Source organism: Pseudomonas sp. FSO-7 (genome assembly GCF_059579345.1).
In genome coordinates, this window is sequence record NZ_CM184193.1 from 969,526 (window position 1) to 995,747 (window position 26,222).

The 26,222-nt window shown below is 61.1% G+C and carries 21 protein-coding genes and 3 tRNA genes; 20 read left to right on the forward strand and 4 right to left on the reverse strand.

The window, feature by feature from the left end; translation table 11 throughout:
* Positions 1-6: 6 nt before the first annotated feature.
* The 13 genes from glmM (at position 7) to AC515T_RS04140 (ending at position 11,915) form a co-directional block, all read left to right on the forward strand.
* On the forward strand, positions 7-1,344 hold the full coding sequence (gene glmM / locus AC515T_RS04080) for a phosphoglucosamine mutase (RefSeq protein ID WP_496531535.1): 1,338 nt from the start codon (positions 7-9) through the stop codon (positions 1,342-1,344).
* Between the two features lie 66 nt (positions 1,345-1,410).
* Positions 1,411-2,166, forward strand: coding sequence for a triose-phosphate isomerase (gene tpiA, locus AC515T_RS04085; RefSeq protein ID WP_496531536.1), 756 nt, complete (start codon positions 1,411-1,413; stop codon positions 2,164-2,166).
* Between the two features lie 4 nt (positions 2,167-2,170).
* Positions 2,171-2,554 (forward strand): preprotein translocase subunit SecG, encoded by a 384-nt coding sequence (secG, locus tag AC515T_RS04090; RefSeq protein ID WP_025211789.1) that lies wholly within the window; start codon positions 2,171-2,173, stop codon positions 2,552-2,554.
* A 21-nt stretch (positions 2,555-2,575) separates the two neighbouring features.
* Positions 2,576-2,661: transfer RNA gene (locus AC515T_RS04095), tRNA-Leu, on the forward strand.
* A 97-nt stretch (positions 2,662-2,758) separates the two neighbouring features.
* Positions 2,759-2,835, forward strand: a tRNA-Met gene (locus AC515T_RS04100).
* Positions 2,836-2,975: 140 nt separating this feature from the next.
* On the forward strand, positions 2,976-3,434 hold the full coding sequence (gene rimP / locus AC515T_RS04105) for a ribosome maturation factor RimP (protein WP_053118762.1): 459 nt from the start codon (positions 2,976-2,978) through the stop codon (positions 3,432-3,434).
* Positions 3,435-3,493: 59 nt separating this feature from the next.
* Complete coding sequence (gene nusA / locus AC515T_RS04110; RefSeq protein ID WP_003177868.1) at positions 3,494-4,975, forward strand: transcription termination factor NusA; 1,482 nt, start codon at positions 3,494-3,496, stop codon at positions 4,973-4,975.
* A 27-nt stretch (positions 4,976-5,002) separates the two neighbouring features.
* On the forward strand, positions 5,003-7,522 hold the full coding sequence (infB, locus tag AC515T_RS04115; RefSeq protein WP_496531537.1) for a translation initiation factor IF-2: 2,520 nt from the start codon (positions 5,003-5,005) through the stop codon (positions 7,520-7,522).
* Between the two features lie 159 nt (positions 7,523-7,681).
* Positions 7,682-8,083, forward strand: a complete 402-nt coding sequence (gene rbfA / locus AC515T_RS04120; protein ID WP_496531538.1) for a 30S ribosome-binding factor RbfA — start codon at positions 7,682-7,684, stop codon at positions 8,081-8,083.
* 3 nt (positions 8,084-8,086) lie between these two features.
* The gene (gene truB / locus AC515T_RS04125) at positions 8,087-9,004 is read left to right on the forward strand and encodes a tRNA pseudouridine(55) synthase TruB (protein WP_014336577.1); all 918 of its coding nucleotides are present in this window, start codon (positions 8,087-8,089) and stop codon (positions 9,002-9,004) included.
* 143 nt (positions 9,005-9,147) lie between these two features.
* Positions 9,148-9,417, forward strand: coding sequence for a 30S ribosomal protein S15 (gene rpsO / locus AC515T_RS04130; protein ID WP_011332409.1), 270 nt, complete (start codon positions 9,148-9,150; stop codon positions 9,415-9,417).
* Between the two features lie 194 nt (positions 9,418-9,611).
* On the forward strand, positions 9,612-11,717 hold the full coding sequence (pnp, locus tag AC515T_RS04135) for a polyribonucleotide nucleotidyltransferase (protein WP_003197725.1): 2,106 nt from the start codon (positions 9,612-9,614) through the stop codon (positions 11,715-11,717).
* A 125-nt stretch (positions 11,718-11,842) separates the two neighbouring features.
* Positions 11,843-11,915: transfer RNA gene (locus AC515T_RS04140), tRNA-Thr, on the forward strand.
* Positions 11,916-11,929: 14 nt separating this feature from the next.
* Here the strand turns inward: AC515T_RS04140 and AC515T_RS04145 are convergent.
* Entirely contained in the window at positions 11,930-12,475 is a 546-nt protein-coding gene (locus tag AC515T_RS04145) for a hypothetical protein (protein ID WP_496531539.1), read from the reverse strand.
* A gap of 304 nt (positions 12,476-12,779) precedes the next feature.
* On the opposite strand from AC515T_RS04145, the gene AC515T_RS04150 reads away from it, so the two are divergent.
* Positions 12,780-13,085 carry a DUF6388 family protein gene (locus tag AC515T_RS04150; RefSeq protein WP_496531540.1) on the forward strand — a complete coding sequence of 102 codons (306 nt, stop codon included), beginning with the start codon at positions 12,780-12,782 and terminating at the stop codon, positions 13,083-13,085.
* Positions 13,086-13,123: 38 nt separating this feature from the next.
* On the opposite strand, the gene nadC is transcribed toward AC515T_RS04150, so the two are convergent.
* On the reverse strand, positions 13,124-13,972 hold the full coding sequence (nadC, locus tag AC515T_RS04155; RefSeq protein WP_496531541.1) for a carboxylating nicotinate-nucleotide diphosphorylase: 849 nt from the start codon (positions 13,970-13,972) through the stop codon (positions 13,124-13,126).
* A gap of 224 nt (positions 13,973-14,196) precedes the next feature.
* On the opposite strand from nadC, the gene AC515T_RS04160 reads away from it, so the two are divergent.
* The 4 genes from AC515T_RS04160 to AC515T_RS04175 all read left to right on the forward strand — a co-directional run bounded on the left by AC515T_RS04160 (position 14,197) and on the right by AC515T_RS04175 (position 20,203).
* Complete coding sequence (locus AC515T_RS04160; protein WP_496531542.1) at positions 14,197-16,410, forward strand: DUF1631 domain-containing protein; 2,214 nt, start codon at positions 14,197-14,199, stop codon at positions 16,408-16,410.
* A 64-nt stretch (positions 16,411-16,474) separates the two neighbouring features.
* Entirely contained in the window at positions 16,475-17,035 is a 561-nt protein-coding gene (ampD, locus tag AC515T_RS04165) for a 1,6-anhydro-N-acetylmuramyl-L-alanine amidase AmpD (protein ID WP_496531543.1), read from the forward strand.
* Entirely contained in the window at positions 17,032-17,868 is an 837-nt protein-coding gene (gene ampE, locus AC515T_RS04170) for a regulatory signaling modulator protein AmpE (protein ID WP_496531544.1), read from the forward strand. Before ampD ends, ampE begins: the two co-directional genes overlap by 4 nt.
* 1,630 nt (positions 17,869-19,498) lie before the next feature.
* Positions 19,499-20,203 carry a methyl-accepting chemotaxis protein gene (locus AC515T_RS04175; protein WP_496533070.1) on the forward strand — a complete coding sequence of 235 codons (705 nt, stop codon included), beginning with the start codon at positions 19,499-19,501 and terminating at the stop codon, positions 20,201-20,203.
* A gap of 122 nt (positions 20,204-20,325) precedes the next feature.
* Here the strand turns inward: AC515T_RS04175 and AC515T_RS04180 are convergent, their stop codons facing one another.
* The gene (locus AC515T_RS04180) at positions 20,326-21,102 is read right to left on the reverse strand and encodes a TatD family hydrolase (RefSeq protein WP_496531545.1); all 777 of its coding nucleotides are present in this window, start codon (positions 21,100-21,102) and stop codon (positions 20,326-20,328) included.
* A 20-nt stretch (positions 21,103-21,122) separates the two neighbouring features.
* Positions 21,123-22,118, reverse strand: coding sequence for a catabolite repressor/activator (gene cra / locus AC515T_RS04185; protein ID WP_496531546.1), 996 nt, complete (start codon positions 22,116-22,118; stop codon positions 21,123-21,125).
* 289 nt (positions 22,119-22,407) lie between these two features.
* Between cra and ptsP the strand changes: the two genes are divergently transcribed.
* A complete protein-coding gene (gene ptsP / locus AC515T_RS04190; protein ID WP_496531547.1) occupies positions 22,408-25,272 on the forward strand; it encodes a phosphoenolpyruvate--protein phosphotransferase in 2,865 nt (954 codons plus the stop codon).
* Positions 25,272-26,213 (forward strand): 1-phosphofructokinase, encoded by a 942-nt coding sequence (pfkB, locus tag AC515T_RS04195; RefSeq protein WP_496531548.1) that lies wholly within the window; start codon positions 25,272-25,274, stop codon positions 26,211-26,213. Before ptsP ends, pfkB begins: the two co-directional genes overlap by 1 nt.
* Positions 26,214-26,222 lie beyond the last annotated feature (9 nt).

The window sequence follows — 26,222 nt, forward strand, 5'->3', positions numbered from 1 at the left end:
GCACTTATGAGCAAGAAATACTTTGGCACCGACGGTATACGTGGTCGGGTCGGCGAATACCCTATTACCCCTGATTTCATGCTCAAGCTCGGCTGGGCGGCCGGCATGGCGTTCCGCAAGATGGGTGCCTGCAAGGTGCTGGTCGGCAAGGACACGCGAATTTCCGGCTACATGTTCGAATCGGCGCTCGAAGCCGGCCTGACGTCGGCGGGTGCCGATGTGATGCTGCTGGGTCCGATGCCGACGCCGGCCATTGCCTACCTGACCCGTACGTTCCAGGGCCAGGCAGGCATCGTGATCAGTGCCTCGCACAACCCTCATGATGACAACGGCATCAAGTTCTTCTCCGGCCAGGGTACCAAGCTGCCGGATGATATCGAGCTGATGATCGAAGAGCTGCTGGACACGCCGATGACGGTGGTCGAGTCGAGCAAGATCGGCAAGGTGTCGCGGATCAACGATGCGTCGGGTCGCTACATCGAGTTCTGCAAGGGCAGCGTGCCGACCGGCACCAGCTTCTCCGGCCTGAAAATTGTCGTCGATTGTGCTCACGGCGCCACCTATAAAGTCGCGCCGAGCGTCTTTCGCGAGTTGGGTGCCGATGTGGTGGTGCTTTCCGCCCAGCCTAATGGCCTGAACATCAACCACAACTGTGGCTCCACCCATACCGAGGCGTTGCAGGCTGCGGTGCTGGCCGAGCAGGCCGATCTGGGCATCGCCTTCGATGGCGACGGTGATCGGGTCTTGATGGTCGATCACACCGGTACGGTCGTCGATGGTGACGAACTGTTGTTCATCATCGCTCGCGACCTGCATGGACGTGGCAAATTGAAGGGCGGCGTGGTCGGCACCTTGATGAGCAACCTCGGGCTTGAACTGGCCCTGGCGGACCTGGATATCCCGTTCGTACGGGCCAATGTGGGCGACCGCTACGTGATCTCGGAGTTGCTGGAGCGCAACTGGGTGATCGGGGGCGAGAACTCCGGCCACATCGTGTGCTTCGACCATACCACCACCGGTGACGCGATCATTGCGGCCCTGCAGGTGCTGATGGCCCTCAAGGCGCGCAACGAAGGGCTCGCACAGTCGCGCCAGGCATTGCGTAAATGCCCGCAAGTGTTGATCAACGTGCGTTTCGGTGGCGGTGTAAACCCTCTCGAGCATGCACAGGTCAAACAGGCCAGTGAGCGAGTGACAGAGGCGATGGCGGGGCGTGGGCGCGTGTTGTTGCGCAAGTCCGGCACAGAGCCGTTGGTGCGGGTCATGGTCGAAGGCGAGGATGAAGCGCAAGTTCGCGGTTATGCCGAAGAGCTGGCAAAACTGGTTACTGAAGTTTCTGCCTGAATTCGGCTTGCCAGTCATGAATCGGTTGGGTAACATCTGCGCCCACTTTGACCGACGAGGTACAGCATGCGTCGCCCTATGGTAGCTGGTAACTGGAAGATGCACGGTACCCGCGCCAGCGTCGCTGAGCTGATCAATGGCCTTCGTCATCTGGCCTTGCCAAGCGGTGTTGATGTCGCGGTATTCCCGCCTTGCTTGTATATCAATCAAGTGATTGATGGCTTGAAAGGCAAGTCGATTTCGGTCGGCGCGCAGAACTCTGCGGTGGAATCCATGCAAGGTGCGATGACCGGTGAGATTGCGCCGAGTCAGTTGGTGGATGCGGGTTGCTCCCTGGTCCTGGTCGGACATTCCGAGCGTCGCCAGATCATGGGCGAGCAGGACAAGACCTTGATCCGCAAGTTTGCTGCGGCCCAGGCCTGTGGTCTGATTCCGGTGTTGTGCATAGGGGAAACCCTCGAGCAGCGTGAAGCCGGCAAGACCCTTGAAGTTGTCGGGCGTCAGCTGGGCAGCATCATCGAAGACCTGGGTGTCGGTGCTTTTGCAAAGGCCGTCATTGCTTACGAGCCGGTCTGGGCCATTGGCACCGGGCTGACGGCTTCGCCGCAACAGGCGCAGGATGTGCACGCCGCCATCCGCGCGCAGTTGGCGGAAGAGAATTCTGAAGTGGCACGAGGTGTGCGGCTTCTATACGGCGGCAGCGTGAAGGCGGCCAATGCGGCCGAACTGTTCGGCATGCCGGATATCGATGGGGGGCTCATTGGTGGAGCGTCCCTGAATGCAGATGAGTTCGGTGCGATCTGTCGCGCCGCGGGAAACTGAAAAAATGCTGGAAACAGTCGTAGTCGTTTTTCATCTGCTGGGTGCACTGGGCGTAGTTGCTCTCGTATTGCTGCAGCAGGGTAAAGGTGCGGATGCTGGTGCGTCTTTCGGTGCAGGTGCTTCAAATACTGTGTTCGGAAGCCAAGGTTCCTCTACCTTTCTTAGTAAGTTTACTGCTATACTTGCCGCCGGTTTCTTCATAACCAGCTTAGGGTTAGGTTACTTTGCTAAAGAGAAAGCTCACGAGCTGACTCAAGTAGGTTTGCCAAACCCAGCGGTACTGGAAGCGCCAAAGCAACAACCGGCTTCTGATGATGTCCCGGTGCTTCAAGAGCAAAAGTCGGCCAACCCGGCGACTGACGTGCCTCCAGCTCAAGAGCAGAAGTAAGAAGGTTTCAAACGCTGTATTGCCGAGGTGGTGGAATTGGTAGACACGCAACCTTGAGGTGGTTGTGCCCATAGGGTGTAGGGGTTCGAGTCCCCTTCTCGGTACCAATTATCAGGAGAGCCCGCGATTGCGGGCTTTCTTGTAGGTGGAAGGGTTACATTGACCCTGTAAGGGATCGGTCGTATACTTCCGCCCCAGCTTTGTCGCGGGATGGAGCAGTCTGGTAGCTCGTCGGGCTCATAACCCGAAGGTCGTCGGTTCAAATCCGGCTCCCGCAACCAGTTTCAGGGGCCCCTTCCAAGGGGCTTTTTGTTAGCTGGACACTTTATAACGCCGCTGTTCGACGGCGTTTCAGGGATGGGCGATTCGCCCATTTTTTTTTATTTGCACAGCATGCACAAACATGCACGAGGGGGTTCAGGTGTCGAGCAAGCTAGAACAGTTGCAGGCCTTGTTGGCCCCGGTGGTCGTGGCCCTTGGCTATGAATGCTGGGGTATTGAGTTTTCGGCTCAAGGGCGCCACTCACTGTTGCGCGTTTATATCGATAAGGAAGGCGGCGTGTTGGTGGATGATTGCGCCATCGTCAGCCGTCAGATCAGCGGTGTGCTGGATGTTGAAGATCCAATCACCTCCGAATACACCCTTGAAGTTTCCTCGCCTGGCATGGAGCGCCCCCTGTTCACACTTGAACAGTTCGCTTTGTTTGCCGGTGAACAAGTGAAGATCAAGCTGCGCTCGCCTTTCGAGGGGCGACGCAACTTTCAAGGCCTTCTGCGCGGTGTAGAAGAGCAGGACGTCGTGGTGCAGGTAGATGACCATGAGTTCCTGTTGCCGATCGATATGATCGACAAGGCCAACATTATTCCCAGTTTTGACTGATACGTGCCAGATACTGCGGATCCCGCGGATCCAATGGCTTGCGAAAGGCGAGGCGTACGATGAGCAAAGAAGTACTGCTGGTTGTTGAGTCGGTATCCAATGAAAAGGGCGTACCGGCTAACGTTATTTTTGAAGCGCTGGAGCTGGCTCTGGCCACTGCTACCAAGAAGCGGTTCGAAGACGAAGTTGATTTGCGTGTGGAGATCAATCGCCACACCGGTGCCTACGAGACTTTCCGTCGCTGGACGGTCGTCGAGGAAGCCGACCTGGACGATCCAGCTATCGAAACCTGGCCGAGCAAGGTTGCAGAAACGCACCCGGGCGCCAAGGTCGGTGATGTTGTCGAAGAAAAGATCGAGTCCATTGAATTTGGTCGCATCGCTGCACAGACTGCCAAGCAGGTCATTGTGCAGAAAGTTCGCGAAGCCGAGCGCGCGCAAGTCGTCGACGCTTATCGCGAGCGCCTGGGGGAAATCATCTCCGGCACCGTGAAAAAAGTGACCCGCGACAACGTGATCGTCGACCTGGGCAACAACGCCGAAGCGTTGCTGGCTCGCGAAGACATCATTTCTCGCGAAACTTTCCGGGTTGGCGTGCGTTTGCGTGCGCTGCTCAAGGAAATCCGCACCGAGAACCGCGGCCCGCAGTTGATCCTGTCGCGTACAGCGCCGGAAATGCTGATCGAGTTGTTCCGCATCGAAGTGCCGGAAATTGCTGAAGGCCTGATCGAAGTCATGGCCGCCTCCCGTGATCCGGGTTCGCGTGCCAAGATCGCGGTCCGCTCCAAGGACAAGCGCATCGACCCGCAAGGTGCCTGCATCGGCATGCGTGGTTCGCGTGTCCAGGCCGTATCCGGCGAGTTGGGCGGCGAGCGCGTGGACATCGTCCTGTGGGACGACAACCCGGCGCAGTTCGTGATCAATGCCATGTCGCCTGCTGAAGTGGCGGCAATTATCGTCGACGAAGATGCCCATGCCATGGACATCGCCGTTGGCGCAGACAATCTGGCTCAGGCCATCGGTCGCGGTGGTCAGAACGTGCGTCTGGCCAGCCAATTGACTGGCTGGACCCTGAACGTGATGACCGAATCGGACATCCAGGCTAAACAGCAAGCTGAAACCGGCGACATCCTGCGCAACTTCATCGAAGAGCTTGAAGTCGATGAAGAGCTGGCGCAGGTGCTGGTGGATGAAGGCTTTACCAGCCTGGAAGAGATTGCCTACGTACCGGTGGAGGAAATGCTCAACATCGACGGCTTTGACGAGGAAATCGTCAACGAGCTTCGCGCTCGGGCCAAGGATCGTTTGTTGACCAAAGCCATCGCTACTGAGGAAAAGCTGGCAGACGCCCATCCGGCCGAAGACCTGCTCTCGCTTGAGGGCATGGACAAGGATTTGGCGATGGAACTGGCGGTGCGCGGCGTAATTACCCGCGAAGACCTGGCCGAGCAGTCTATTGACGATCTGCTCGACATCGACGGCATTGACGATGATCGTGCCGGCAAGTTGATCATGGCCGCCCGAGCCCACTGGTTCGAGTAATTAGGCGCGGCCTGAGGAGAGAAGTGCATGACGCAAGTCACGGTGAAACAACTGGCCGATGAGGTCAAAACACCGGTAGAGCGCCTGTTGCAGCAGATGCGTGAGGCAGGTCTGCCGCACACCGCCGCCGAGGAACATGTGACCGACAGTGAGAAGCAGTCCCTGCTGACTCACTTGAAGAGCAGTCACAAGGCGAAAGTGGAAGAACCGCGCAAGATCACTCTGCAGCGTAAAACCACCAGCACCCTGCGTGTTGCCGGTAGCAAAAGCATCAGCGTTGAAGTACGCAAGAAGAAAGTCTTCGTACAGCGCAGCCCGGAAGAAATCGAAGCCGAGCGCAAACGCGAACAGGAAGAACGTCGCGCAGTAGAAAATGCTGCTCGTCAGAAGGCTGAAGAAGAAGCCAAGCGTCGCGCCGAAGAAGAAGCGCGCCGCCAGCCTGCTGCTGCGCAAACAGCACCGGTAGACGCCGTCGAGGCTGTTGCCCCGGTCGCCGAACCGGTGCGTGAAGCGGCGCCAGTCGTGGCACCAGCGCCGGCTCCAGCCGACACTCGCAAGCGCGACGAACAGCGTCGTCCGGACAAACCACGTGCCGACGACAACCGTCGTGGCAGTGGCGATGGCGAGCGCAAGAACGCGCCTCATCGTGCTTCGGTCAAGGAAAAAGCGCCGGCACCTCGTGTTGCGCCACGTACCACCGACGAAGAAAGCGATGGCTTCCGTCGCGGCGGTCGCGGCAAGGCCAAGCTGAAGAAACGCAACGCCCACGGTTTCCAGAGCCCTACCGGCCCTGTCGTGCGTGAAGTGAAGATCGGCGAGACCATCACTGTGGGCGATCTGGCCCAGCAGATGTCGGTCAAGGCTGCTGAAATCATCAAGTTCATGTTCAAGCTGGGTACGCCAGCCACCATCAACCAGGTACTGGACCAGGAAACTGCCCAACTGGTTGCTGAAGAGCTGGGCCACAAAGTGACCCTGGTCAGCGACACCGCCCTGGAAGATTCCCTGGCCGAGTCCCTGAAGTTTGAAGGTGAGGCGGTTTCCCGTGCACCGGTCGTGACCGTCATGGGCCACGTCGACCACGGTAAGACTTCCCTGCTCGACTACATTCGTCGTGCGAAGGTTGCGGCAGGTGAGGCTGGCGGTATTACCCAGCACATCGGCGCCTACCACGTTGAAACCGACCGCGGCATGGTGACGTTCCTCGACACCCCAGGTCACGCCGCGTTTACCGCGATGCGTGCCCGTGGTGCCAAGGCGACCGACATCGTGATCCTGGTGGTTGCGGCGGACGACGGCGTGATGCCTCAAACCATCGAAGCCGTTCAGCATGCCAAGGCAGCTGGCGTGCCGTTGGTGGTGGCGGTGAACAAGATCGACAAGCCGGGCGCCGATCTCGATCGCATCCGCAGCGAATTGTCGGTCCATGGCGTGACCTCCGAAGAGTGGGGTGGCGACACTCCATTCGTTCCGGTCTCGGCGAAGATGGGTACCGGCGTTGACGAACTGCTCGAAGCCGTTCTGTTGCAAGCCGAGGTTCTCGAACTGACCGCTACGCCTTCGGCACCTGGCCGTGGTGTGGTCGTTGAATCTCGCCTCGACAAGGGCCGTGGCCCGGTGGCGACTGTCCTGGTCCAGGACGGTACGCTGCGTCAAGGCGACATGGTGCTGGTCGGCTCGAACTATGGCCGCGTGCGCGCCATGCTCGACGAGAACGGCAAGCCCATCAAGGAAGCCGGTCCGGCTATCCCGGTCGAGATCCTCGGCCTGGACGGCACCCCTGATGCCGGCGACGAGATGAGCGTTGTGGCTGACGAGAAGAAAGCCCGTGAAGTGGCTCTGTTCCGTCAAGGCAAGTTCCGCGAAGTCAAACTGGCTCGTGCTCACGCCGGCAAGCTGGAAAACATCTTCGAGAACATGGGCCAGGAAGAGAAAAAGACGCTCAACATCGTCCTCAAATCCGACGTCCGTGGTTCGCTCGAAGCGTTGAACGGCGCCTTGAATGGCCTGGGTAACGACGAAGTGCAAGTGCGTGTGGTCGGTGGCGGTGTCGGTGGTATCACCGAGTCCGATGCCAACCTGGCACTGGCTTCCAACGCTGTACTGTTCGGCTTCAACGTGCGTGCCGATGCCGGCGCTCGCAAGATCGTCGAGCAGGAAGGCCTGGATATGCGTTACTACAACGTGATCTACGACATCATCGAAGACGTCAAGAAAGCGTTGACCGGTATGCTGGGCAGCGACGTGCGGGAGAACATCCTGGGCGTGGCCGAAGTTCGCGACGTGTTCCGTTCGCCGAAGTTCGGTGCCATCGCCGGTTGCATGGTGATCGAGGGTGTCGTACACCGTAACCGTCCGATCCGTGTACTGCGTGAAGACATCGTGATCTTCGAAGGCGAGCTGGAATCCCTGCGTCGCTTCAAGGATGACGCTTCCGAAGTACGTGCCGGCATGGAGTGCGGTATTGGCGTCAAGAGCTACAACGACGTCAAGGTCGGCGACAAGATCGAAGTCTTCGAGAAGGTCCAGGTTGCTCGCAGCCTCTAACTCGCGCACTTCAAGAGCCGCACCGGGCAGCCGCATGAACATGCGCTGCCTGGCTGGCGGACTCTAAACGCAACGCCCGGTCTGGCTTTTGCCAGGCCGGGCGTTTGCCGCTTTCAGACCTCGCGGGTTTCACCGTGGGGCAGTAACAGGTAACAAGACATGGCAAAAGAATACAGCCGTACCCAACGAATCGGCGATCAGATGCAGCGCGAGCTGGCCCAACTGATCCGTCGCGAAGTCAAAGACCCGCGCGTCGGCCTGGTCACCATTACCGCAGTGGAAGTCAGCCGTGACGTCGGTCACGCCAAGATTTTCATCACCGTGATGGGCCAGGACAGCGCCGAAGAAATCGCCCAGAGCATCAAGGTGCTCAACTCGGCCGCCGGCTTCCTGCGTATGCAGCTGGCCCGGGAGATGAAGCTGCGCAGCGTCCCACAGCTGCACTTCCATTACGACGAAAGCGTCGTGCGGGGTGCTCACCTGTCGGCGTTGATCGAACGCGCCGTGGCTGAAGACAGCCAGCACCCGGTTGCGGCTGACCCAGAAGACACCAAGGAGTAATCGGTGGCTCAGGTCAAACGTATCCGTCGTAACGTCAGCGGTATCATCCTGCTCGACAAGCCGCTGGGGTTCACCTCCAACGCGGCGCTGCAGAAGGTTCGCTGGCTGCTCAACGCCGAAAAGGCCGGGCACACCGGTAGCCTCGATCCGCTGGCCACCGGCGTGCTGCCACTGTGTTTTGGCGAGGCGACCAAGTTCTCCCAGTACCTGCTCGATTCCGACAAGGGTTATGAAACCCTGGCGCAACTGGGCAAGACCACCACCACGGCGGATGCCGAAGGTGAGGTTTTGCTGGAACGCCCGGTGACCGTTGGTCAGGCGGATATCGAAGCGGTTTTGCCGAAATTTCGCGGGCAAATCAGCCAGATACCGCCGATGTACTCCGCTTTGAAGCGTGATGGACAGCCGTTGTATAAACTGGCCCGTGCAGGCGAAGTAGTGGAGCGCGAACCGCGTTCTGTTACTATTGCGCGCTTGGAATTGCTGGCCTTTGACGGTAATACTGCGCGGCTGGCCGTGGATTGCAGCAAGGGCACCTATATCCGGACCCTGGTGGAGGATATCGGTGAGCAGCTCGGCTGTGGCGCGTACGTGGCAGAATTGCGACGGACCCAGGCCGGGCCTTTCACGTTGGCCCAGACGGTCACGCTGGAAGAGCTTGAAGCGGTGCATGCCGAAGGCGGCAACGAAGCGGTCGACCGTTTCCTGATGCCATCGGACAGCGGGTTGCTGGATTGGCCGCTCTTGCAGTTCTCGGAACACAGTGCGTTCTACTGGCTCAACGGCCAGCCGGTACGCGCCCCGGATGCGCCGAAGTTCGGCATGGTCCGGGTACAGGATCACAACGGCCGCTTCATCGGTATCGGTGAAGTGAGCGAAGACGGGCGCATTGCGCCGCGTCGACTGATTCGGTCGGAATGACCGGAACCAGCCTGCGTAACAGCAGGTTGGCGAGTGTGGCTGTTAACAGGCACGGTCACTACTCATTTATAGATACAGGGATTTGTCCCTGGCCTGTTGAAGCTGTTTCCTCGGAACAGTTTCCTGACTAAAAGGATTGCCTCATGGCTCTCGACGTTCAAGAAAAAGCTCAAATCGTAGCTGACTACCAGCAAGCTGTTGGTGACACGGGTTCGCCAGAAGTGCAAGTTGCACTGCTGACCGCCAACATCAACAAACTGCAAGGTCACTTCAAGGCCAACGGTAAGGATCACCACTCCCGTCGTGGTCTGATCCGCATGGTAAACCAGCGTCGTAAGCTGCTGGACTACCTGAAAGGCAAGGACGTGAGCCGTTACAGCGCTCTGATCGCTCGCCTGGGTCTGCGTCGCTAATCAGCGATTGCGCTAGAGGTTGGTGGTCTGTCGTGCGTCAGTGGGTTTCCCGCTGGCGGATGGCAGGCTCCCAGCCTCAAGTTTTATCTGGATACACGTTTTACCCTGGACAGGCGTCGGGCCGATTCCCGTCATTGCCCAAGAATTTCGCAAGAAGACAAGTTCCCCAAGAGCCACAAAGAAGGTAGGACACCGTGAACCCGGTAATCAAAAAATTCCAGTTCGGTCAGTCGACCGTTACCCTCGAGACTGGCCGTATCGCCCGTCAGGCCTCCGGCGCAGTGCTGGTCACCGTTGACGACGACGTCAGCGTATTGGTGACCGTTGTCGGTGCCAAGCAAGCCGATCCAGGCAAGGGCTTCTTCCCTCTGTCTGTCCACTACCAGGAAAAGACTTACGCTGCCGGTAAGATCCCTGGCGGTTTCTTCAAGCGCGAAGGCCGTCCTTCCGAGAAAGAAACCCTGACTTCCCGACTGATCGACCGTCCGATCCGTCCGCTGTTCCCAGAAGGCTTCATGAACGAAGTGCAGGTTGTCTGCACCGTCGTCTCCACCAGCAAGAAAACCGATCCGGACATCGCTGCGATGATCGGTACCTCGGCGGCCCTGGCCATCTCCGGTATTCCTTTCGATGGCCCGATCGGCGCTGCCCGTGTCGCGTTCCACGAAAGCACCGGCTACCTGCTGAACCCGACCTACGAGCAGTTGAAGGCTTCAAGCCTGGACATGGTCGTGGCCGGTACTTCCGAAGCCGTGCTGATGGTTGAATCCGAAGCCAAAGAGCTGACTGAAGACCAGATGCTGGGCGCCGTGCTGTTCGCCCACGACGAGTTCCAGGTGGTGATCAACGCCGTCAAGGAACTGGCCGCCGAAGCCGCCAAGCCAACCTGGACCTGGGCTCCACAAGCCGAAGCCACCGAACTGCTGGGCGCGATCCGTGCCGAATTCGGCGAAGCGATCTCCCAGGCCTACACCATCACCGTCAAGGCTGACCGTTATGCGCGCCTGGGCGAGCTGAAAGACCAGGTCGTTGCCAAGCTGTCCGGCGAAGAAGGCCAGCCATCGGCCAGCGACGTCAAAGCCGCTTTCGGTGAAATCGAATACCGCACCGTTCGCGAAAACATCGTCAACGGCAAGCCGCGTATCGACGGTCGCGACACTCGCACCGTGCGTCCGCTGAACATCGAAGTCGGCGTCCTGCCGAAGACCCACGGTTCGGCACTGTTCACCCGTGGCGAAACCCAGGCGCTGGTCGTTGCAACATTGGGTACCGCCCGTGACGCGCAACTGCTGGACACCCTGGAAGGCGAAAAGAAAGACCCGTTCATGCTGCACTACAACTTCCCTCCGTTCTCGGTAGGTGAGTGTGGTCGCATGGGTGGCGCCGGTCGTCGCGAAATCGGTCACGGCCGTCTGGCCCGTCGTTCGGTCCAGGCCATGCTGCCAGCCGCTGACGTGTTCCCGTACACCATTCGTGTGGTATCGGAAATCACCGAGTCCAACGGTTCGAGCTCGATGGCTTCGGTCTGCGGCGCTTCCCTGGCCCTGATGGACGCGGGTGTGCCGATGAAGGCACCGGTGGCCGGTATCGCCATGGGTCTGGTTAAAGAAGGCGAGAAATTCGCCGTCCTGACCGACATCCTGGGTGACGAAGACCACCTGGGCGACATGGACTTCAAAGTGGCCGGTACCGCCAAGGGCGTCACCGCACTGCAGATGGACATCAAGATCAAGGGCATCACCGAAGAGATCATGGAAATCGCCCTGGGCCAGGCCCTGGAAGCGCGCCTGAACATCCTCGGCCAGATGAACCAGATCATCGGTCAGTCCCGTACCGAGCTGTCGGAAAATGCTCCGACCATGATCGCGATGAAGATCGACACCGACAAGATCCGTGATGTCATCGGTAAAGGCGGCGCGACCATCCGTGCGATCTGCGAAGAAACCAAGGCTTCGATCGACATCGAAGACGACGGTTCGATCAAGATCTTCGGCGAAACCAAGGAAGCGGCAGAAGCAGCACGCCAGCGCGTCCTGGGTATCACCGCAGAAGCCGAGATCGGCAAGATCTACGTCGGCAAGGTTGAACGCATCGTCGACTTCGGCGCGTTCGTCAACATCCTGCCGGGCAAGGACGGTCTGGTTCACATCTCCATGCTGAGCGATGCTCGCGTCGAGAAAGTGACCGACATCCTCAAAGAAGGCCAGGAAGTGGAAGTGCTGGTACTGGACGTGGACAACCGCGGCCGTATCAAGCTGTCCATCAAGGACGTCGCAGCAGCCAAGGCATCGGGCGTTTAATCACCCCGTCGCCTGACCGCTGAACAAGCAAACGCCCCGACTGGTTCGGGGCGTTTTGCTATGTGACGAAAATCCCTGACAGGCAGGTTGCCTGGCCACCGGGGACGGTGCTAGTTTTAGCCACCGCCCGTGTAGCTCAGTCGGTAGAGCAGCGCACTCGTAACGCGAAGGTCGCAGGTTCGATTCCTGTCTCGGGCAAGATCTCTCCCTCGTTATTTCACCTTCCTGCTCAGTTCCTCGACCGTGCGTTTGAGCTGGTCCATCTGACTGTCCTGATCGCTGAGTTCCCGCTTCAGGGACGAAATCTCGCTGTTGCTCGAACTCGAACTGGAGCCGCTATTGCGCTTGAGTTCTTCCACTTGCTTGCCAAGGTCCTTCAGATCGTCTTGCTGTTCCTTGATCGTGCGCTTGAGCTCGTCAATTTCCTTGCTGCTGGAGGTGGAGCTGGAGCCGCTGTTGCGCTTGAATTCTTCGATCAGGCGGGCCTGCTCGCTGAGGGTGCGCTTCTGGTTTTCCAGTTCGGCGGCGTTATCCTTGACTGCTTCTGGCAAGTTTTCCAAGTCACCCACGCTGATATTGGTCTTGATGAGAACATCTTTATCAAATGAGTTGCGGAGCACGGGGATTGTGTCGGAAGGCAAAGGTGTACCGGAGCTAACTTCGACAGCCGCTTGAGCAAGGCCGGCCAAGGTCAGGCTGCCGAGCAGCAAGGTTGCGGTTGCAAGCTGGGTCGACGAACGTTTCGAAAAGCTGCGCATCACTGGGGTTCCTTGTGAAGTGCCGGTATGGCACATGGCTATGACTGGTTATTTTGACAGATGTTCCAAAGCCCACGAAGCTTCTTCCGCACAGGATTTTTTGTGGAATAGATGTAAAGAACCGTGTAAATCACCGGCAAAACGTCCTATATTCGTTGCCTGCATGTGCACCGCCCAGCAGTTTTCAGATGATCCCCGAATGGTTCTGAAGGCCAGATAAACCGGGCTTCACACGGTTTTTTGCGTCAGAGAGATCCTTGATGATCCAGATCCATCTTCCATTCCCCAGATCAACGAGAACGCCATGACTGTTAAAGCATTGACCCAGGAAGCCAGGCACGAAGAAGCGCTGAAGAAGTACGTGCTGGATGCGCCCCAGTTGCTGGAAGAGATCAAGGACTTGTCCGCCGACGATCAGAAAGACCAGATCCAATGGGCATTCGAGGACGAGGCCGAAGCCCAGGGGCTGCAGCCCTGGGAGTTGACGCTCAAGTACACCAGCACGCCTGAAGAATTCGAGACGCAGCGCCTTGCGTTGCACAAGGAGGCGGCTGAGGTGCTGGGTGTGGAATGGGATGAGTACTGCGAGATGAACAATCTGGTGGTCTGAAAAAAACGCCAGCCTTTCAGGGCTGGCGTTTTTTATTGTCAGAGGCTCAAGCGCATCGACAGATCCACCGCCTTCACATCCTTGGTCATCGCGCCGATCGAGATGTAGTCCACCCCGGTCTCGGCAATCGGGCGCAATGTGCTTTCGTTGATCCCGCCGCTGGCCTCCAGCTTCGCCTTGCCGCCATTGAGGCGTACGGCTTCACGCATGTCGTCCAGGCTCAGTTCGTCGAGCATGATGATGTCGGCATTGGCCGCCAGCGCCTCTTTCAACTCCGCCAGGCTTTCCACTTCAATTTCCACCGGTTTGCCCGGTGCGATCTTGTGGGCCGCCGCGATGGCCTGGGCGATCCCGCCGCAGGCGGCGATGTGGTTTTCCTTGATCAGAAAAGCGTCGTACAGGCCGATGCGGTGGTTGTGGCAGCCGCCGCAGGTGACCGCGTACTTCTGGGCCAGGCGCAGCCCAGGCAGGGTCTTGCGGGTGTCCAGCAGCTTGACCTGGGTGTCGGCGACGAAATCGGCCAGGTAGCGGGCCCGCGTGGCGACGCCCGAAAGCATTTGCAGGAAGTTCAGCGCGCTGCGTTCGCCGGTCAGCAGCGAGCGGGCCGGGCCTTCCAGGTGGAACAGCACCTGATCGGGGCTGACTCGGTCGCCGTCGCGCACTTGCCAATGCACCGCGACACGCGGGTCAAGTTGCCGGAACACGGCATCGACCCAGGCCGTGCCACTGATGATCGCCGCATCGCGGGTAATGATGGTGGCCTTGGCCAGGCGTTCGGCGGGGATCAGTTGCGCGGTGATGTCGCCGCTGCCGACGTCTTCGAGCAACGCACGGCGCACGTTGGCTTCGATTTCGGCGGTCAGATCGGCGAGGCGTAGATTCGGCATAACGGGCTCCACAAACAAAGTGGCCTGATTATAGGGTGTCGAAACCTGCATTTGGTCGCGTCCTCGCAACATTTCCTCATTTTCCCGGTCACTTATTGCGCCGTATTTCGAGCTGGATCACAGAGTACTGCTGGTACGACGGGGTTGTTTTACCCGATAATCCGCCTTTCGATTGACGTCATGACTTTGACGTTGCGAACCGAAAACCGTTTCAGGAGGCCAGGATGCACAACGACGGGAATGTAGTGCCTTTGCACAAGGTGGCTACCGATCAGGCGAATCGCTCGCCGCTCGCCCGCTTGCCTGTGATTCTGCTTCAGGTTCGCGACAAGGCCGCCCAACAGTTACGCCTGGGCTTGCAGGGGCTGTTCGATAACGCCGACGACACCTTGTTTGAAATGGCCGACCGGGCGCGCGACGACGTCGAGCAGAACCTGTACTTCGAGGCCATGCGAGACCTGCGCCTGAAGCGCAAAAGCATCGAGCGGGAATTCATCGAGCAGTTTTTCGAGACCTTCGTCAGCCTGGCCCAGTACGACCTGACCCACGCCAGCTTGGCGCCCACCCTGGCGCCGGACGGCCAGACCCAGCGCTCCCACGATGAGCTGGAACGTCATCTGGCGGTCGACGCCATGGTCACTCGGGTGCTCAGGCGCGATGGCGTGGCGCTGGAGCAACTGACGGCCCGGCTCGGTGTGCTGCTGGACCGACCGCTGGCCAATCAGCACAACCCCCTGAGCCCGGCACTGCTGTGCGAAAAGTTCCTGCAGGCCGGGCGTAACCTGGGCGTGGGCATCAAGGTCAAACTGATCCTGCTCAAGCTCTTCGAGCGTTATGTGCTCAGCGAATGCGACCAGCTCTATACCGAGGCCAACCAATTGCTGGCTGCCACGGGCATCTTGCCGGAGCTCAAGGTGACCCCGGCGCGCCGGGCGTCGGATCGCCCCGAAGATAACCCCAGGCCCAATGCCGAAATCGCTGCCAAGCCCAGCGATGCCGAGGTCGACGACAGCGTGCAGGAAGTGTTCGCCGCGTTGCAGAAACTATTGATGCAAGTGCGTGGCAGCGTGGCGCCGACCCTGGAAGCCAGCGCATCGCCCCAGCCGATCTCCACCCGTGACCTGCTGCGGCTGCTCTCGCATTTGCAGCAGTACGTGCCAGCGCCTGCCGTGCAGGACGAATTCGACCTGCGTAGCCAGCTTGAACAACTGTTGACTCGGGTCAGCGTCAGGAGTGGCAAGTCCCGGGTGGTCGAAGGCGCCGATGAAGATGTGATCAACCTGATCTCGATGATGTTCGAGTTCATCCTCGACGACCATAACCTCCCAGACTCATTCAAGGCCCTGATCGGCCGCCTGCAGATCCCGATGCTCAAGGTCGCGGTGCAGGACAAGAGCTTCTTCAGCCGCGGCAATCATCCGGCCCGACGGCTGCTGAACGAAATCGCCGCCGCCGCCATGGGTTGGGGCGATTGCGACGATCATCAGCGCGACAGCCTGTATTTGCGCATCGAACAGGTCGTGCAGCGCTTGCTGAACGATTTCGTCGACGACCCGGCAATCTTTTCCGAACTGCTGGCTGACTTCCTGGCCTTCACCAGTGACGAGCGGCGGCGTAGCGAGTTGCTTGAACAGCGTATCCGCGACGCCGAAGAGGGCCGGGCCAAGGCCGAACTGGCGCGCCAGCGCGTCGAAGGGGCGCTGAACCAGGTGATGCTGGGCAAAGTCTTGCCGCAAGCCGTGGTGGAGTTCGTGCAACACGCCTGGAGCCAGGTGTTGTTGCTGACCTGTTTCAAGCACGGCAAGTATTCCGCCGAGTGGCAAGCCGATGTCTTGACCTTGGAGCAACTGATCTGGAGCGTCCAGCCCCACGACGAACCCGACGCCGGCCTGCGCTTGCTGGCGATGGTGCCGGAGCTGCTCAAGGCCCTGCGTGAGGGCCTGAGCCGTTCGGCGTTCGACCCGTTCGCCACCAGCGAGTTTTTCAGTGAGCTGGAAGTCCTGCATGTGCAGGCGCTCGAGCGCACGGGCCAGGCAACGGAACAGGCCCAGCCGTTCGATTCGCCGGCCATGGTCGAGGTGCGGGACAGAATCGTCCTGCGCCCCCCGCAAAAATCGGCGGGGGAAAGCGTGGCGGTGCATTTGCCGGCGGATGATGTCGGCCTGCTGCAGGTCGACCAGTTGCACCTGGGGAGCTGGGTCGAGTTCCAGGAGGACGATGACAATACCCTGCGTTGCAAACTGGCGGCGATCATCGAGGCCACCGGCAAATACGTCTTCGTCAATCGCACCGGCCTCAAGGTGCTGGAGCACAGCCGCACCAGCCTGGCCCTGGAGTTTCGTCGTGGCGCGGCGCGGCTGTTGGACGACACCCTGTTGTTCGACCGGGCGCTGGAGTCGGTGCTGGGCAATCTGCGCCAGCTCAATCGCGGCAAGTGATCGCGCAGCCTGGTCCGATCACGGCATACTGACGGCATTCACCGTCGTCATCGAAGGAACCTGTATGCAGTTGGACTCCGCGAGCGGTTGGTGCGAGGGGGTGCGTCATTGCCCATCGCCCAACTTCAATGCGCGCCCGGAAGGCGAAATCTCCCTGCTGGTGATCCACAACATCAGCCTGCCCCCGGCACAATTCGCCACCGGCAAGGTGCAGGAATTCTTCCAGAATCGTCTGGATGTCACGGAACATCCCTACTTTGCCGGTATCGCCGACCTGCGCGTCTCTGCGCATTTTCTGATCGAGCGTGACGGCGCCGTGACCCAGTTTGTCTCTTGTCTGGATCGCGCGTGGCATGCGGGCGTTTCGTGCTTCGAGGGGCGTGAGACCTGTAACGATTTTTCCCTGGGCATCGAGCTTGAGGGCACGGATGATCTGCCGTTCACCGACGCGCAATATGTGGCATTGGTGGACCTGACCCGGCAGTTGCAAGCGGCGTTCAGGGCGATCACTGTGCAGCGTATCTGCGGGCACAGCGACATCGCGCCGGGGCGCAAGACCGATCCGGGACCGGCATTCGACTGGGTGCGCTATCGCGCAGCCCTGACAGAAGGGGAAGGACAATGAGTTTTCTGGTGTTGCTGCTGGCCGTCTGGATCGAGAAATTCTCGGCCTTGCGCCAGCGGGTCCAGCGCGACGGCGGTTGGCTGAGCGAGCTGAACAAGCTCGAGGCGAGCCCACGGTGGGTCAACCGACCCTGGGTGGTGCTGACGGTGATGGTCCTGCTGCCCGTGGCACTGCTGGCGTTGCTTTTGTGGGTACTGGAGCCGGTGGCCTATGGTTTTCTGGCGCTGCCGGTGCATTTGCTGGTGGTGATTTACAGCCTGGGGCGCGGTGATCTGCTAGCCGCCCTCGGGCCGTTTCGCGACGCCTGGCGTCGGGAAGACCTGCAAGCGGCGGCCCATGTGGCCAAGCGCGACCTGGACATCGAAGCCGATGACGGTGAGCAATTGCTGGAGCGGGTCCAGGGGCATCTGTTGTGGCAGGCCTACCAGAGCTTTTTCGCGGTGATTTTCTGGTACTTCGTGTTGGGCCCGGTGGCGGCCTTGAGCTATCGACTGCTGGCACTGGCCGCCGAGCACAGCCAGAACCCCGGCGTGGCCGAGCGGGCCGCGCAGATGCGCCATGCCTTCGACTGGGTGCCGGTGCGGTTGCTGGCGGCGAGCTTCGCCCTGGTGGGCAATTTCGTCGCGGTCAGCCGGGTCATGTTGCATGAGCTGTTGAACTGGAACATCAGCGCCGCCGATCTCATCGACAAGGTTGGCTTGGTGGCTGGCGAAATCCCCAAGCCCGTCGCCGGGCCGGATGGCATCAACAGCCTGGACCGTCTTTGGGAATTGCTGCTGCGTGCGGCGGTGCTCTGGTATGCCGGGTTCGCGTTGTGGACGGTGTTGGCCTGATCAACGCAAGCAGGGTTGTGGCTAGGCGCTTGTGTGGCGAGGGAGCTTGCTCCCGCTCGGCTGCGCAGCGGCCGCAAACCCGGACAACGCGATCTTCCTGAAGAAAACCCGGGGGCCTGCTTCGCAGGCCAGCGGGAGCAAGCTCCCTCGCCACGGCGCTACTGTGGTGAATCTCGCTCGTTAACCTTAAGTTACAAATCTCCCCGCCGATTTAGGCTATACAGGGACAGCGCCCGAATAGTGGCTTTCTGCTGTCTCCGTGCGCGAGTTCATAACAATAAGAACACTACCGGGAGACTTCCTTGTGAAGAGTTTGCTCTGGCCCGCCGTCGCGTTGATGAACCGCCTGAGCTTCGGCATGAAGTTCAGCCTGATCAGCGTGCTGTTCCTGCTGCCCATGTTGGTGACCAACTTCTTTCTGGTGCGTGATTCCTATCGGGAATTCCAGGGCACCCGAGTGGAGCTGCAAAGCCTCGACCTGCTGGGCAGCAGCCTGACCCTGCGCCGAGACCTGGAAACCCTCAACAACCTGGTGCAGATCAACGCCAGCCTGGGCCAGTCCGGCAAGGCCGGGGATGTGGAAGCGAAGATCGGCAGCCTGGAACAACAGGTCCTCACGCGCCTGCAAGGCATGACCGCCATGGCCATCGAACCTGAGCAGGTCAGCGCCTTCGAGGCCAAGCGCGACGAGATGATCGGCGCTTTCAAGGCCCAGCAGGCGGAAAGCTCCCTGCAGAGCAAAAGTGCGCTGATCGGCAAGTTGCTCAACAGCGCCCAGATGTTCAGCCAGATCATCGCCAGCCAGGCGGGGCTGAGCCGCGACAACCAGAGCGACATCCGTCAACTCAGCGAATTGATCATCGGCACCACCCCCAAGGTCACTCAGATCCTCGGCGAAGGCCGGGCATTGGGCGCGTCCTCATTGGGGCTGGGGTTTCTCAACTCGGCGTCGAGCACCCGCTTCGACGAGTTGCTGGCGCAGATCGAAAAGCTTCAGGGCGAGTACGACTTGAAACTGCAGGACGCCCTCGGCTCCAGCAAGGCCGCCGGGCAAGCCCTTGGCATCCAGGCTGACGGCAGCAAGAGCGCCCTCAAGAAAGCGTCGGAGTTGATTGAGGAACAGGTGGTGATGGCCGACACCCTCGATGCGCCATGGCCGGCGTTTTTTGAGCAGGTCAGCGGCCTGATGGAGCAGACTTATCGGTTGAACGAAGCGACCCAGGGTTTTCTCGGTGTGCAGTTACAGCAGCGCCTGGAGCAGAATCGTAGCCATATGGTGCTGCAGGCCGTGGCGCTGGTGGCGGTGTTCCTGTTGATTTTTTACCTGTATGCCGGCTTCTATGCGTCGACCCGCACCACCCTCCAACACCTGGGCCAGATGATGGACAAGGTGGCAGCGGGGGACATGACGGTCAATTTCGTGGCGCGCAGCAAGGATGAACTGGGCGAATTGGGTGAAGTGTTCAACGGTACGGTGGCAAAGATCCATGACCTGATCGAACAGGTCGGCCGCACCGTCGCGGAAGTCGAACGCCAGGCCGGGCAGGTGGAAACGGTATCGGCCCAGAGCAACCAGGCCGTCGCCGGCCAGCGCAGCCAGATCGAGCTGGTGGCCACGGCGATGAACCAGATGTCGGCCACGGCCCAGGAAGTGGCCCGCAGTGCCGCCGCTGCCGTGAGCAGCGCCCACAGCGTGAACGACGAGACCCTCAGCGGACGCGGGCTGGTGGAATCCCAGCAGGGCAGCATCGCCCGCTTGGCCAGTGAGATCGATCAGTCGGTGCAGGTGATCAACCAACTGGCGACCGACAGCCAGGCCATCAGCCGCGTGCTGGATGTGATCAAGAGCATCGCCGAGCAGACCAACCTGCTGGCCCTCAATGCCGCCATTGAAGCCGCCCGGGCCGGTGAGCAGGGTCGGGGGTTCGCGGTGGTGGCCGATGAGGTGCGGACCCTGGCCAAGCGGACCCAGCAATCGACCGAAGAAATCGAAGCGATGATCACCCGCTTGCACGGCGGTGTTAGCGCCGCGGTCAAGGCGATGGGCACCAGCCATGAGATGGCCAGCGGCACGGTTGGCCAATCGGAAAAGGTCCAGCAGGCCTTGGAAAATATCCTCGGTGCGGTCGGCATGATCGTCGACCAGAACCAGCAGATCGCCGCCGCCGTGGAGCAACAGACGGCCGTGGCCCATGACATCGACCAGAACATCGTCGAGATCAACCGAGCTGGCGAACGTACGGCCGAAGGCGCGCACCAGACCGAAAACGCCAGCCGTGCGTTGTCTGCCCAGGTGGTGCAGCTCAAGCAGTTGATCAATGCATTCAGGGTGTGATTGCCACTGATTCACCGCAGGTCAGTGTGGGAGCGAGCTTGCTCGCGATAGCGGTGTATCAGTCAAAAACAGGTTGCCTGACATTCCGCTATCGCGAGCAAGCTCGCTCCCACAGGAGGCTGTCACCAATTGAACAGTTGGCGGGCGTTGGCCGTGCTGGCCTCGGCCAGCCGCTCAGGCGTCACCGCCATGATCCCCGCCAGCGCCTCGCAAATCGCCGGCAAATGCGCCGGGCTGTTGCGTTGGCCGGGAAACATCGCCGGGGCCATGTCCGGTGAGTCGGTTTCCAGCACCACCGCGTCCAGCGGCAGTTTCGCCAGCACCCGGTGCATGCGCAGGGCCTGGGGCCAGGTCGCGGCACCGCCGAGGCCAAGCTTGAAGCCGAGCTTGGTGTATTCGCGGGCCTCTTCAAAACTGCCGGCGAAGGCGTGGATAATCCCCGCGCGCGCCGGGCGAATGCGCTTGAGGGTCGCGATCACGGCAGCATGGCTGCGGCGTACGTGGATCAGTGCCGGCAGTTCGAACTCCACGGCCAGTTCCAGCTGCGCCTCGAACAGCGCTTGCTGGCGGTCACGGTCCAGGGTCTCGATGTAATAGTCCAGGCCGATTTCCCCCACGGCGCACAATTGCCGGTGCCCGGCCAGACGGCTCAGCCAGTCGCGCAGCAGCGCCACGTCGTCGGGTCGATGCTGGTCGAGGTACACCGGATGCAGGCCCAGGGCGGCATGCAGGTCCGGGTCGCTTTGCACCAGGTCCCAGACCCGCTGCCAATTGTCCCGGTACACACCCAGTACCACCATTTGTCGCACGCCCAGGGCGCGGCTTTCGGCCAGCAGCGCCGGGCGGTCCGGGTCAAAGTCCGGGAAGTCCAGGTGAGTGTGGGTGTCGATCAACTCCATGCATCAATCCTGAAGAAACGTCAGCCCTGGTGGATCCGCTGCTTGAACGTGCGTGCGATGGCCTGCACGCCAGGCTGGTAGTCATCGTTTTCAATGGCCGCCAGGGCCAGTTCCAGAGCCTTGTCGGCGATCAACTGATGTTGTTGGGACATGGCATTGACCGGCAGCGGCAGGAAATCCAGCAATTGCGTGTCGCCAAACGTGCCCAGGCGCAATGGCCGCGTCTTGAGCGGGAAGTCGTGCAGAGCGTCGAACACCCCTTGCAGCAGCACGTAGGACGTGGTGATCAGCGCATCGGGCAGATGCCCCAGGCGCGCGAGCATTTCATCCATCAACTGGCGGCCGCATTCACGGCTGAACGACTCGCCATGTTCGATCAACACCTGGCCCTCGAACCCGGCCAAGGCTTCGCGAAAGCCGGCGGCCCGTTCCTGGCTGATGCTCAACTCGGGACGGGCGCTGATCAAGGCGATTTGCCGAGGGTGGGTTTCCAGCAGGCTGCGTGTCAGGTGCAGGCTGGCCTGGCGGTCGTCGCTGATCACCGAGCAGAAATGCGCCGGTTCCATCACCCGGTCGATGGCGATGATCGGAATGCCCTTGGCCTGCAACTGCTGGTAGCTGTCGTCGCCGGCCGGCAGGCAACTGGCGACAATCAGCGCATCGCAGCGCCGGGCGCGGAACAATTGCAACAGTTGCCTTTCACTGTCGGGCGCATCATCGGAGCTGGCGATCAGCAACTGATAGCCCCGGGCCCGCGCGCCTTGTTCCAGCAACTTGGCGATGCGTGCGTAACTGGGGTTTTCCAGGTCTGGCAGGATGAAGCCCAGGGTGCGGGTGTGCCGGCTGCGCAGCCCGGCGGCCTGGGGGTTGGGCGTGAAGCCGTGTTCTTCGACCACCGCCCGCACCCGTTCGACGGTGGCGCTGCTGATGCGTTGCTGTTCGGCCTTGCCATTGATGACATAGCTGGCGGTGGTCACGGACACACCGGCCAATTGGGCAATATCACTGAGTTTCAACCCGGTTTTCCTTGTTTTTTCGAGTTAGCCCCGACGATAAGGGCCATCCTACCCGATTCAAGCCGACGGTTACCGTCCAAGCGCTTACGACAAGTTGCACTTCAACGATGAGAGATTATCGAGTAACGTGCCAATCTTTCTAGATTAAACGTTTCAGCAAGCGTATTTTCAAGGCTAGCAGGATTTTTGGCCGTGCTGCCGCGATACCGCCAAAAGCCGTCCTGTAACGCTAAGCTGATTCATTCAAAACAATACCTGGCGCCAACCCGGTCGCCAAAAAGGAGAAAGCATGCTCGAGCTCACTCTAGAGCAGATATCCATGGCGCAGACAGCTGTGGATAAAGACGCTGCACTGCAACTGCTCGCCGACAAACTGGTGGCCGATGGCCTGGTAGCCGAGGGTTACCTCGCTGGCTTGCAGGCTCGCGAAGCCCAGGGTTCGACCTTTCTTGGCCAAGGTATTGCCATCCCCCACGGCACCCCGCAGACCCGCGACCTGGTCTATTCCACCGGCGTGCGTCTGCTGCAATTCCCCGAAGGCGTGGACTGGGGCGATGGCCAGATTGTCTACCTGGCCATCGGCATCGCCGCCAAGTCCGACGAGCACCTGCGCCTGCTGCAGCTGCTGACCCGCGCCCTTGGCGAGACGGACCTGGGCCAGGCCTTGCGCCGCGCCGGTTCCGCCGAAGCCTTGCTGAAGCTGCTGCAAGGCGCGCCGCAGGAACTGGCCCTGGATGCCCAGATGATCGGTCTCGGTGTGTCGGCTGACGATTTTGAAGAACTGGTATGGCGCGGCGCCCGCCTGTTGCGCCAGGCCGACTGCGTGAGCAACGGCTTTGCCGGCGTATTGCAGCAAGTCGATGCGCTGCCCCTGGGCGATGGCTTGTGGTGGCTGCACAGCGAGCAGACCGTCAAGCGCCCGGGGCTGGCGTTCGTCACCCCGGACAAACCGATCCGTTACCTGGGCCAACCGTTGAGCGGTCTGTTCTGCCTCGCCAGCCTCGGCGAGGCCCACCAGGCCTTGCTGGAAAGGCTCTGCGCCTTGCTGATCGAAGGCCGTGGCCACGAACTGGGTCGCGCCACCAGCAGCCGCAAGGTGCTGGAAGTGCTCGGCGGCGAATTGCCCGCCGACTGGCCCAGTGCCCGCATCGGCCTGGCCAATGCCCATGGTCTGCATGCGCGCCCGGCGAAAATTCTTGCCCAGTTGGCGAAAAGCTTCGAAGGCGAGATCCGCGTGCGGATTGTCGATGGTCAGGACAGCGCCGTGTCGGCCAAGAGCTTGAGCAAGCTGTTGAGCCTGGGCGCCCGTCGCGGCCAGATCCTGGAATTCATCGCCGAGCCGAGCATTGCCGCCGATGCGTTGCCGGCACTGTTGGCGGCCATTGAGGAAGGCCTTGGCGAAGAGGTTGAACCGCTGCCACCACCGAGTGCGCCGCGGGAAACGGTAATGGCCGAAGTCGCGACCGTCATGTTGGCGCCCGAATCCGGCAGCCTGATCCAGGCCGTCGCCGCTGCCCCGGGCATCGCCATTGGCCCGGCCCACATCCAAGTGTTGCAGGCCATCGACTATCCGTTGCGTGGTGAATCGGCGGCCATCGAGCGTGAGCGCCTGCAGAACGCCTTGAACCAGGTGCGCCGCGACATCCAAGGCTTGATCGAGCGCGCCAAGGCCAAGGCCATCCGCGAGATCTTCATCACCCACCAGGAAATGCTCGACGACCCGGAACTGACCGACGAAGTCGACACCCGCTTGAAGCTGGGCGAGAGCGCGCAGGCCGCGTGGATGGGCGTGATCGAAGCCGCCGCCAAAGAGCAGGAAGCCTTGCAGGATGCCTTGCTGGCCGAACGGGCCGCCGATCTGCGAGACGTCGGCCGTCGAGTGCTGGCGCAACTGTGTGGCGTCGAAACCCCGAACGAACCCGATCAACCCTACATCCTGGTGATGGACGAAGTCGGCCCGTCCGACGTGGCCCGCCTGGACCCGACTCGCGTGGCGGGGATTCTCACCGCCCGTGGCGGCGCCACCGCCCACAGCGCCATCGTCGCCCGCGCCTTGGGTATTCCGGCGCTGGTGGGCGCCGGTGCGGCGGTGTTGCTGCTGGCACCGGGCACGTCCTTGCTGTTGGATGGCCAGCGCGGTCGCTTGCACGTAGACCCTGACGCCGCCACTTTGCAGCGCGCCAGGGACGAACGCGACACCCGCGAACAGCGCCTCAAGGTCGCCGCCGAGCAGCGTCACGAACCGGCGGTGACCCGTGACGGGCATGCCGTGGAAGTGTTCGCCAACATTGGTGAAAGCGCCGGTGTCGCCAGCGCGGTGGAGCAGGGCGCCGAAGGCATTGGCCTGTTGCGCACCGAGCTGATTTTCATGGCCCATACCCAGGCGCCGGACGAAGCGACCCAGGAAGCCGAATACCGCAAGGTGCTCGATGGCCTGGCCGGTCGGCCGCTGGTGGTGCGCACCCTCGATGTGGGCGGCGACAAGCCGCTTCCGTACTGGCCGATCGCGAAAGAAGAAAACCCGTTCCTCGGCGTGCGCGGCATTCGCCTGACCTTGCAGCGTCCGCAAGTCATGGAAGCGCAACTGCGGGCCTTGTTGCGTTCGGCGGACAGCCGTCCGCTGCGGATCATGTTCCCGATGGTGGGCAGCGTCGATGAATGGCGCCAGGCCCGGGCCATGACCGAGCGCCTGCGCCGGGAAATCCCCGTTGCGGATCTGCAACTGGGGATCATGATCGAAGTGCCGTCCGCCGCATTGCTGGCGCCGGTCCTCGCCAAGGAAGTCGACTTCTTCAGCGTTGGCACCAACGACCTGACGCAATACACCCTGGCGATCGATCGGGGTCATCCGACCCTGTCGGCCCAGGCCGATGGCTTGCACCCGGCCGTGCTGCAACTGATCGACATCACCGTGCGTGCCGCCCATGCCCATGGCAAATGGGTCGGTGTGTGTGGCGAGCTGGCGGCCGATCCGCTGGCGGTGCCGGTGCTGGTGGGCCTGGGGGTGGACGAACTGAGTGTCTCGGCCCGCAGCATTGCCGAGGTCAAGGCGCGGGTCCGCGAGTTGAGCCTGGCGCAAGTACAAACCCTGGCCCAAGCGGCATTGGCCGTGGGCAGCGCCGATGACGTGCGCGCATTAGTGGAGGCGCTGTAATGGCGAAGATTCTTACCCTGACCCTCAACCCGGCGCTCGACCTCACGGTGGAGTTGGCGCGCCTGGAGCCGGGCCAGGTCAACCGCAGTGACGGCATGCACGCCCACGCCGCCGGCAAGGGCGTGAACGTGGCCCAGGTGTTGGCCGATCTCGGCCATACGCTGACGGTCAGTGGCTTTCTGGGCGAAGACAATGCCCAAGTGTTCGAGACGCTGTTTGTCCAGCGTGGTTTTGTCGACGCCTTTATCCGGGTTCCCGGCGAGACCCGCAGCAATATCAAGCTGGCCGAGCATGACGGGCGCATCACTGACCTCAACGGGCCCGGCCCGGTGGTCGATGCCGCCGCACAGCAGGCCCTGTTGGCGCGACTGGAGCAAATCGCCCCCGGCCATGACGTGGTCGTGGTGGCCGGCAGCTTGCCCCGAGGCGTCAGCCCGCAGTGGTTGCAGGCATTGATCACCCGCTTGAAGACACTCGGCCTGAACGTGGCCCTCGACACCAGTGGCGAAGCCTTGCGCGTTGCCCTGGCGGCGGGGCCGTGGCTGATCAAGCCGAACACCGAGGAACTGGCCGATGCGCTGGGTTGCGAGGTGGTGAGTGAAGTGGCCCAGGCACAAGCGGCGCAGCGCCTGCATACCCAGGGTGTCGAGCATGTGGTGATTTCCCACGGCGCCGATGGCGTGAACTGGTTCAGTGTCGGTGCGGCGCTGCATGCCTCGCCGCCCAAGGTCAGCGTCGCCAGCACCGTGGGGGCCGGGGATTCGCTGCTGGCGGGCATGCTCCACGGCTTGCTCAGCGCCGACACCCCGGAACAGACGCTGCGCACCGCCACGGCCATCGCCGCCATGGCGGTCACGCAGATCGGTTTTGGCATTCACGACACCGCGATGCTGGCGTCGCTTGAACAGGGCGTGCGCGTGCGCCCCCTGACAGAACAATAAGAGGGTTCG

Excerpts from the sequence above, each read along its gene's own strand:
- AC515T_RS04175 (WP_496533070.1), top strand. The coding sequence starts at position 19,499 with ATGTCGGCCACGGCCCAGGAAGTGGCCCGCAGTGCCGCCGCTGCCGTG.
- rpsO (WP_011332409.1), top strand. The coding sequence starts at position 9,148 with ATGGCTCTCGACGTTCAAGAAAAAGCTCAAATCGTAGCTGACTACCAG.
- AC515T_RS04180 (WP_496531545.1), bottom strand. The coding sequence starts at position 21,102 with ATGGAGTTGATCGACACCCACACTCACCTGGACTTCCCGGACTTTGAC.
- AC515T_RS04150 (WP_496531540.1), top strand. The coding sequence starts at position 12,780 with ATGACTGTTAAAGCATTGACCCAGGAAGCCAGGCACGAAGAAGCGCTG.
- pfkB (WP_496531548.1), top strand. The coding sequence starts at position 25,272 with ATGGCGAAGATTCTTACCCTGACCCTCAACCCGGCGCTCGACCTCACG.
- AC515T_RS04145 (WP_496531539.1), bottom strand. The coding sequence starts at position 12,475 with ATGCGCAGCTTTTCGAAACGTTCGTCGACCCAGCTTGCAACCGCAACC.
- tpiA (WP_496531536.1), top strand. The coding sequence starts at position 1,411 with ATGCGTCGCCCTATGGTAGCTGGTAACTGGAAGATGCACGGTACCCGC.
- rbfA (WP_496531538.1), top strand. The coding sequence starts at position 7,682 with ATGGCAAAAGAATACAGCCGTACCCAACGAATCGGCGATCAGATGCAG.
- ptsP (WP_496531547.1), top strand. The coding sequence starts at position 22,408 with ATGCTCGAGCTCACTCTAGAGCAGATATCCATGGCGCAGACAGCTGTG.
- ampE (WP_496531544.1), top strand. The coding sequence starts at position 17,032 with ATGAGTTTTCTGGTGTTGCTGCTGGCCGTCTGGATCGAGAAATTCTCG.
- nusA (WP_003177868.1), top strand. The coding sequence starts at position 3,494 with ATGAGCAAAGAAGTACTGCTGGTTGTTGAGTCGGTATCCAATGAAAAG.
- infB (WP_496531537.1), top strand. The coding sequence starts at position 5,003 with ATGACGCAAGTCACGGTGAAACAACTGGCCGATGAGGTCAAAACACCG.
- glmM (WP_496531535.1), top strand. The coding sequence starts at position 7 with ATGAGCAAGAAATACTTTGGCACCGACGGTATACGTGGTCGGGTCGGC.
- AC515T_RS04160 (WP_496531542.1), top strand. The coding sequence starts at position 14,197 with ATGCACAACGACGGGAATGTAGTGCCTTTGCACAAGGTGGCTACCGAT.
- secG (WP_025211789.1), top strand. The coding sequence starts at position 2,171 with ATGCTGGAAACAGTCGTAGTCGTTTTTCATCTGCTGGGTGCACTGGGC.
- ampD (WP_496531543.1), top strand. The coding sequence starts at position 16,475 with ATGCAGTTGGACTCCGCGAGCGGTTGGTGCGAGGGGGTGCGTCATTGC.
- nadC (WP_496531541.1), bottom strand. The coding sequence starts at position 13,972 with ATGCCGAATCTACGCCTCGCCGATCTGACCGCCGAAATCGAAGCCAAC.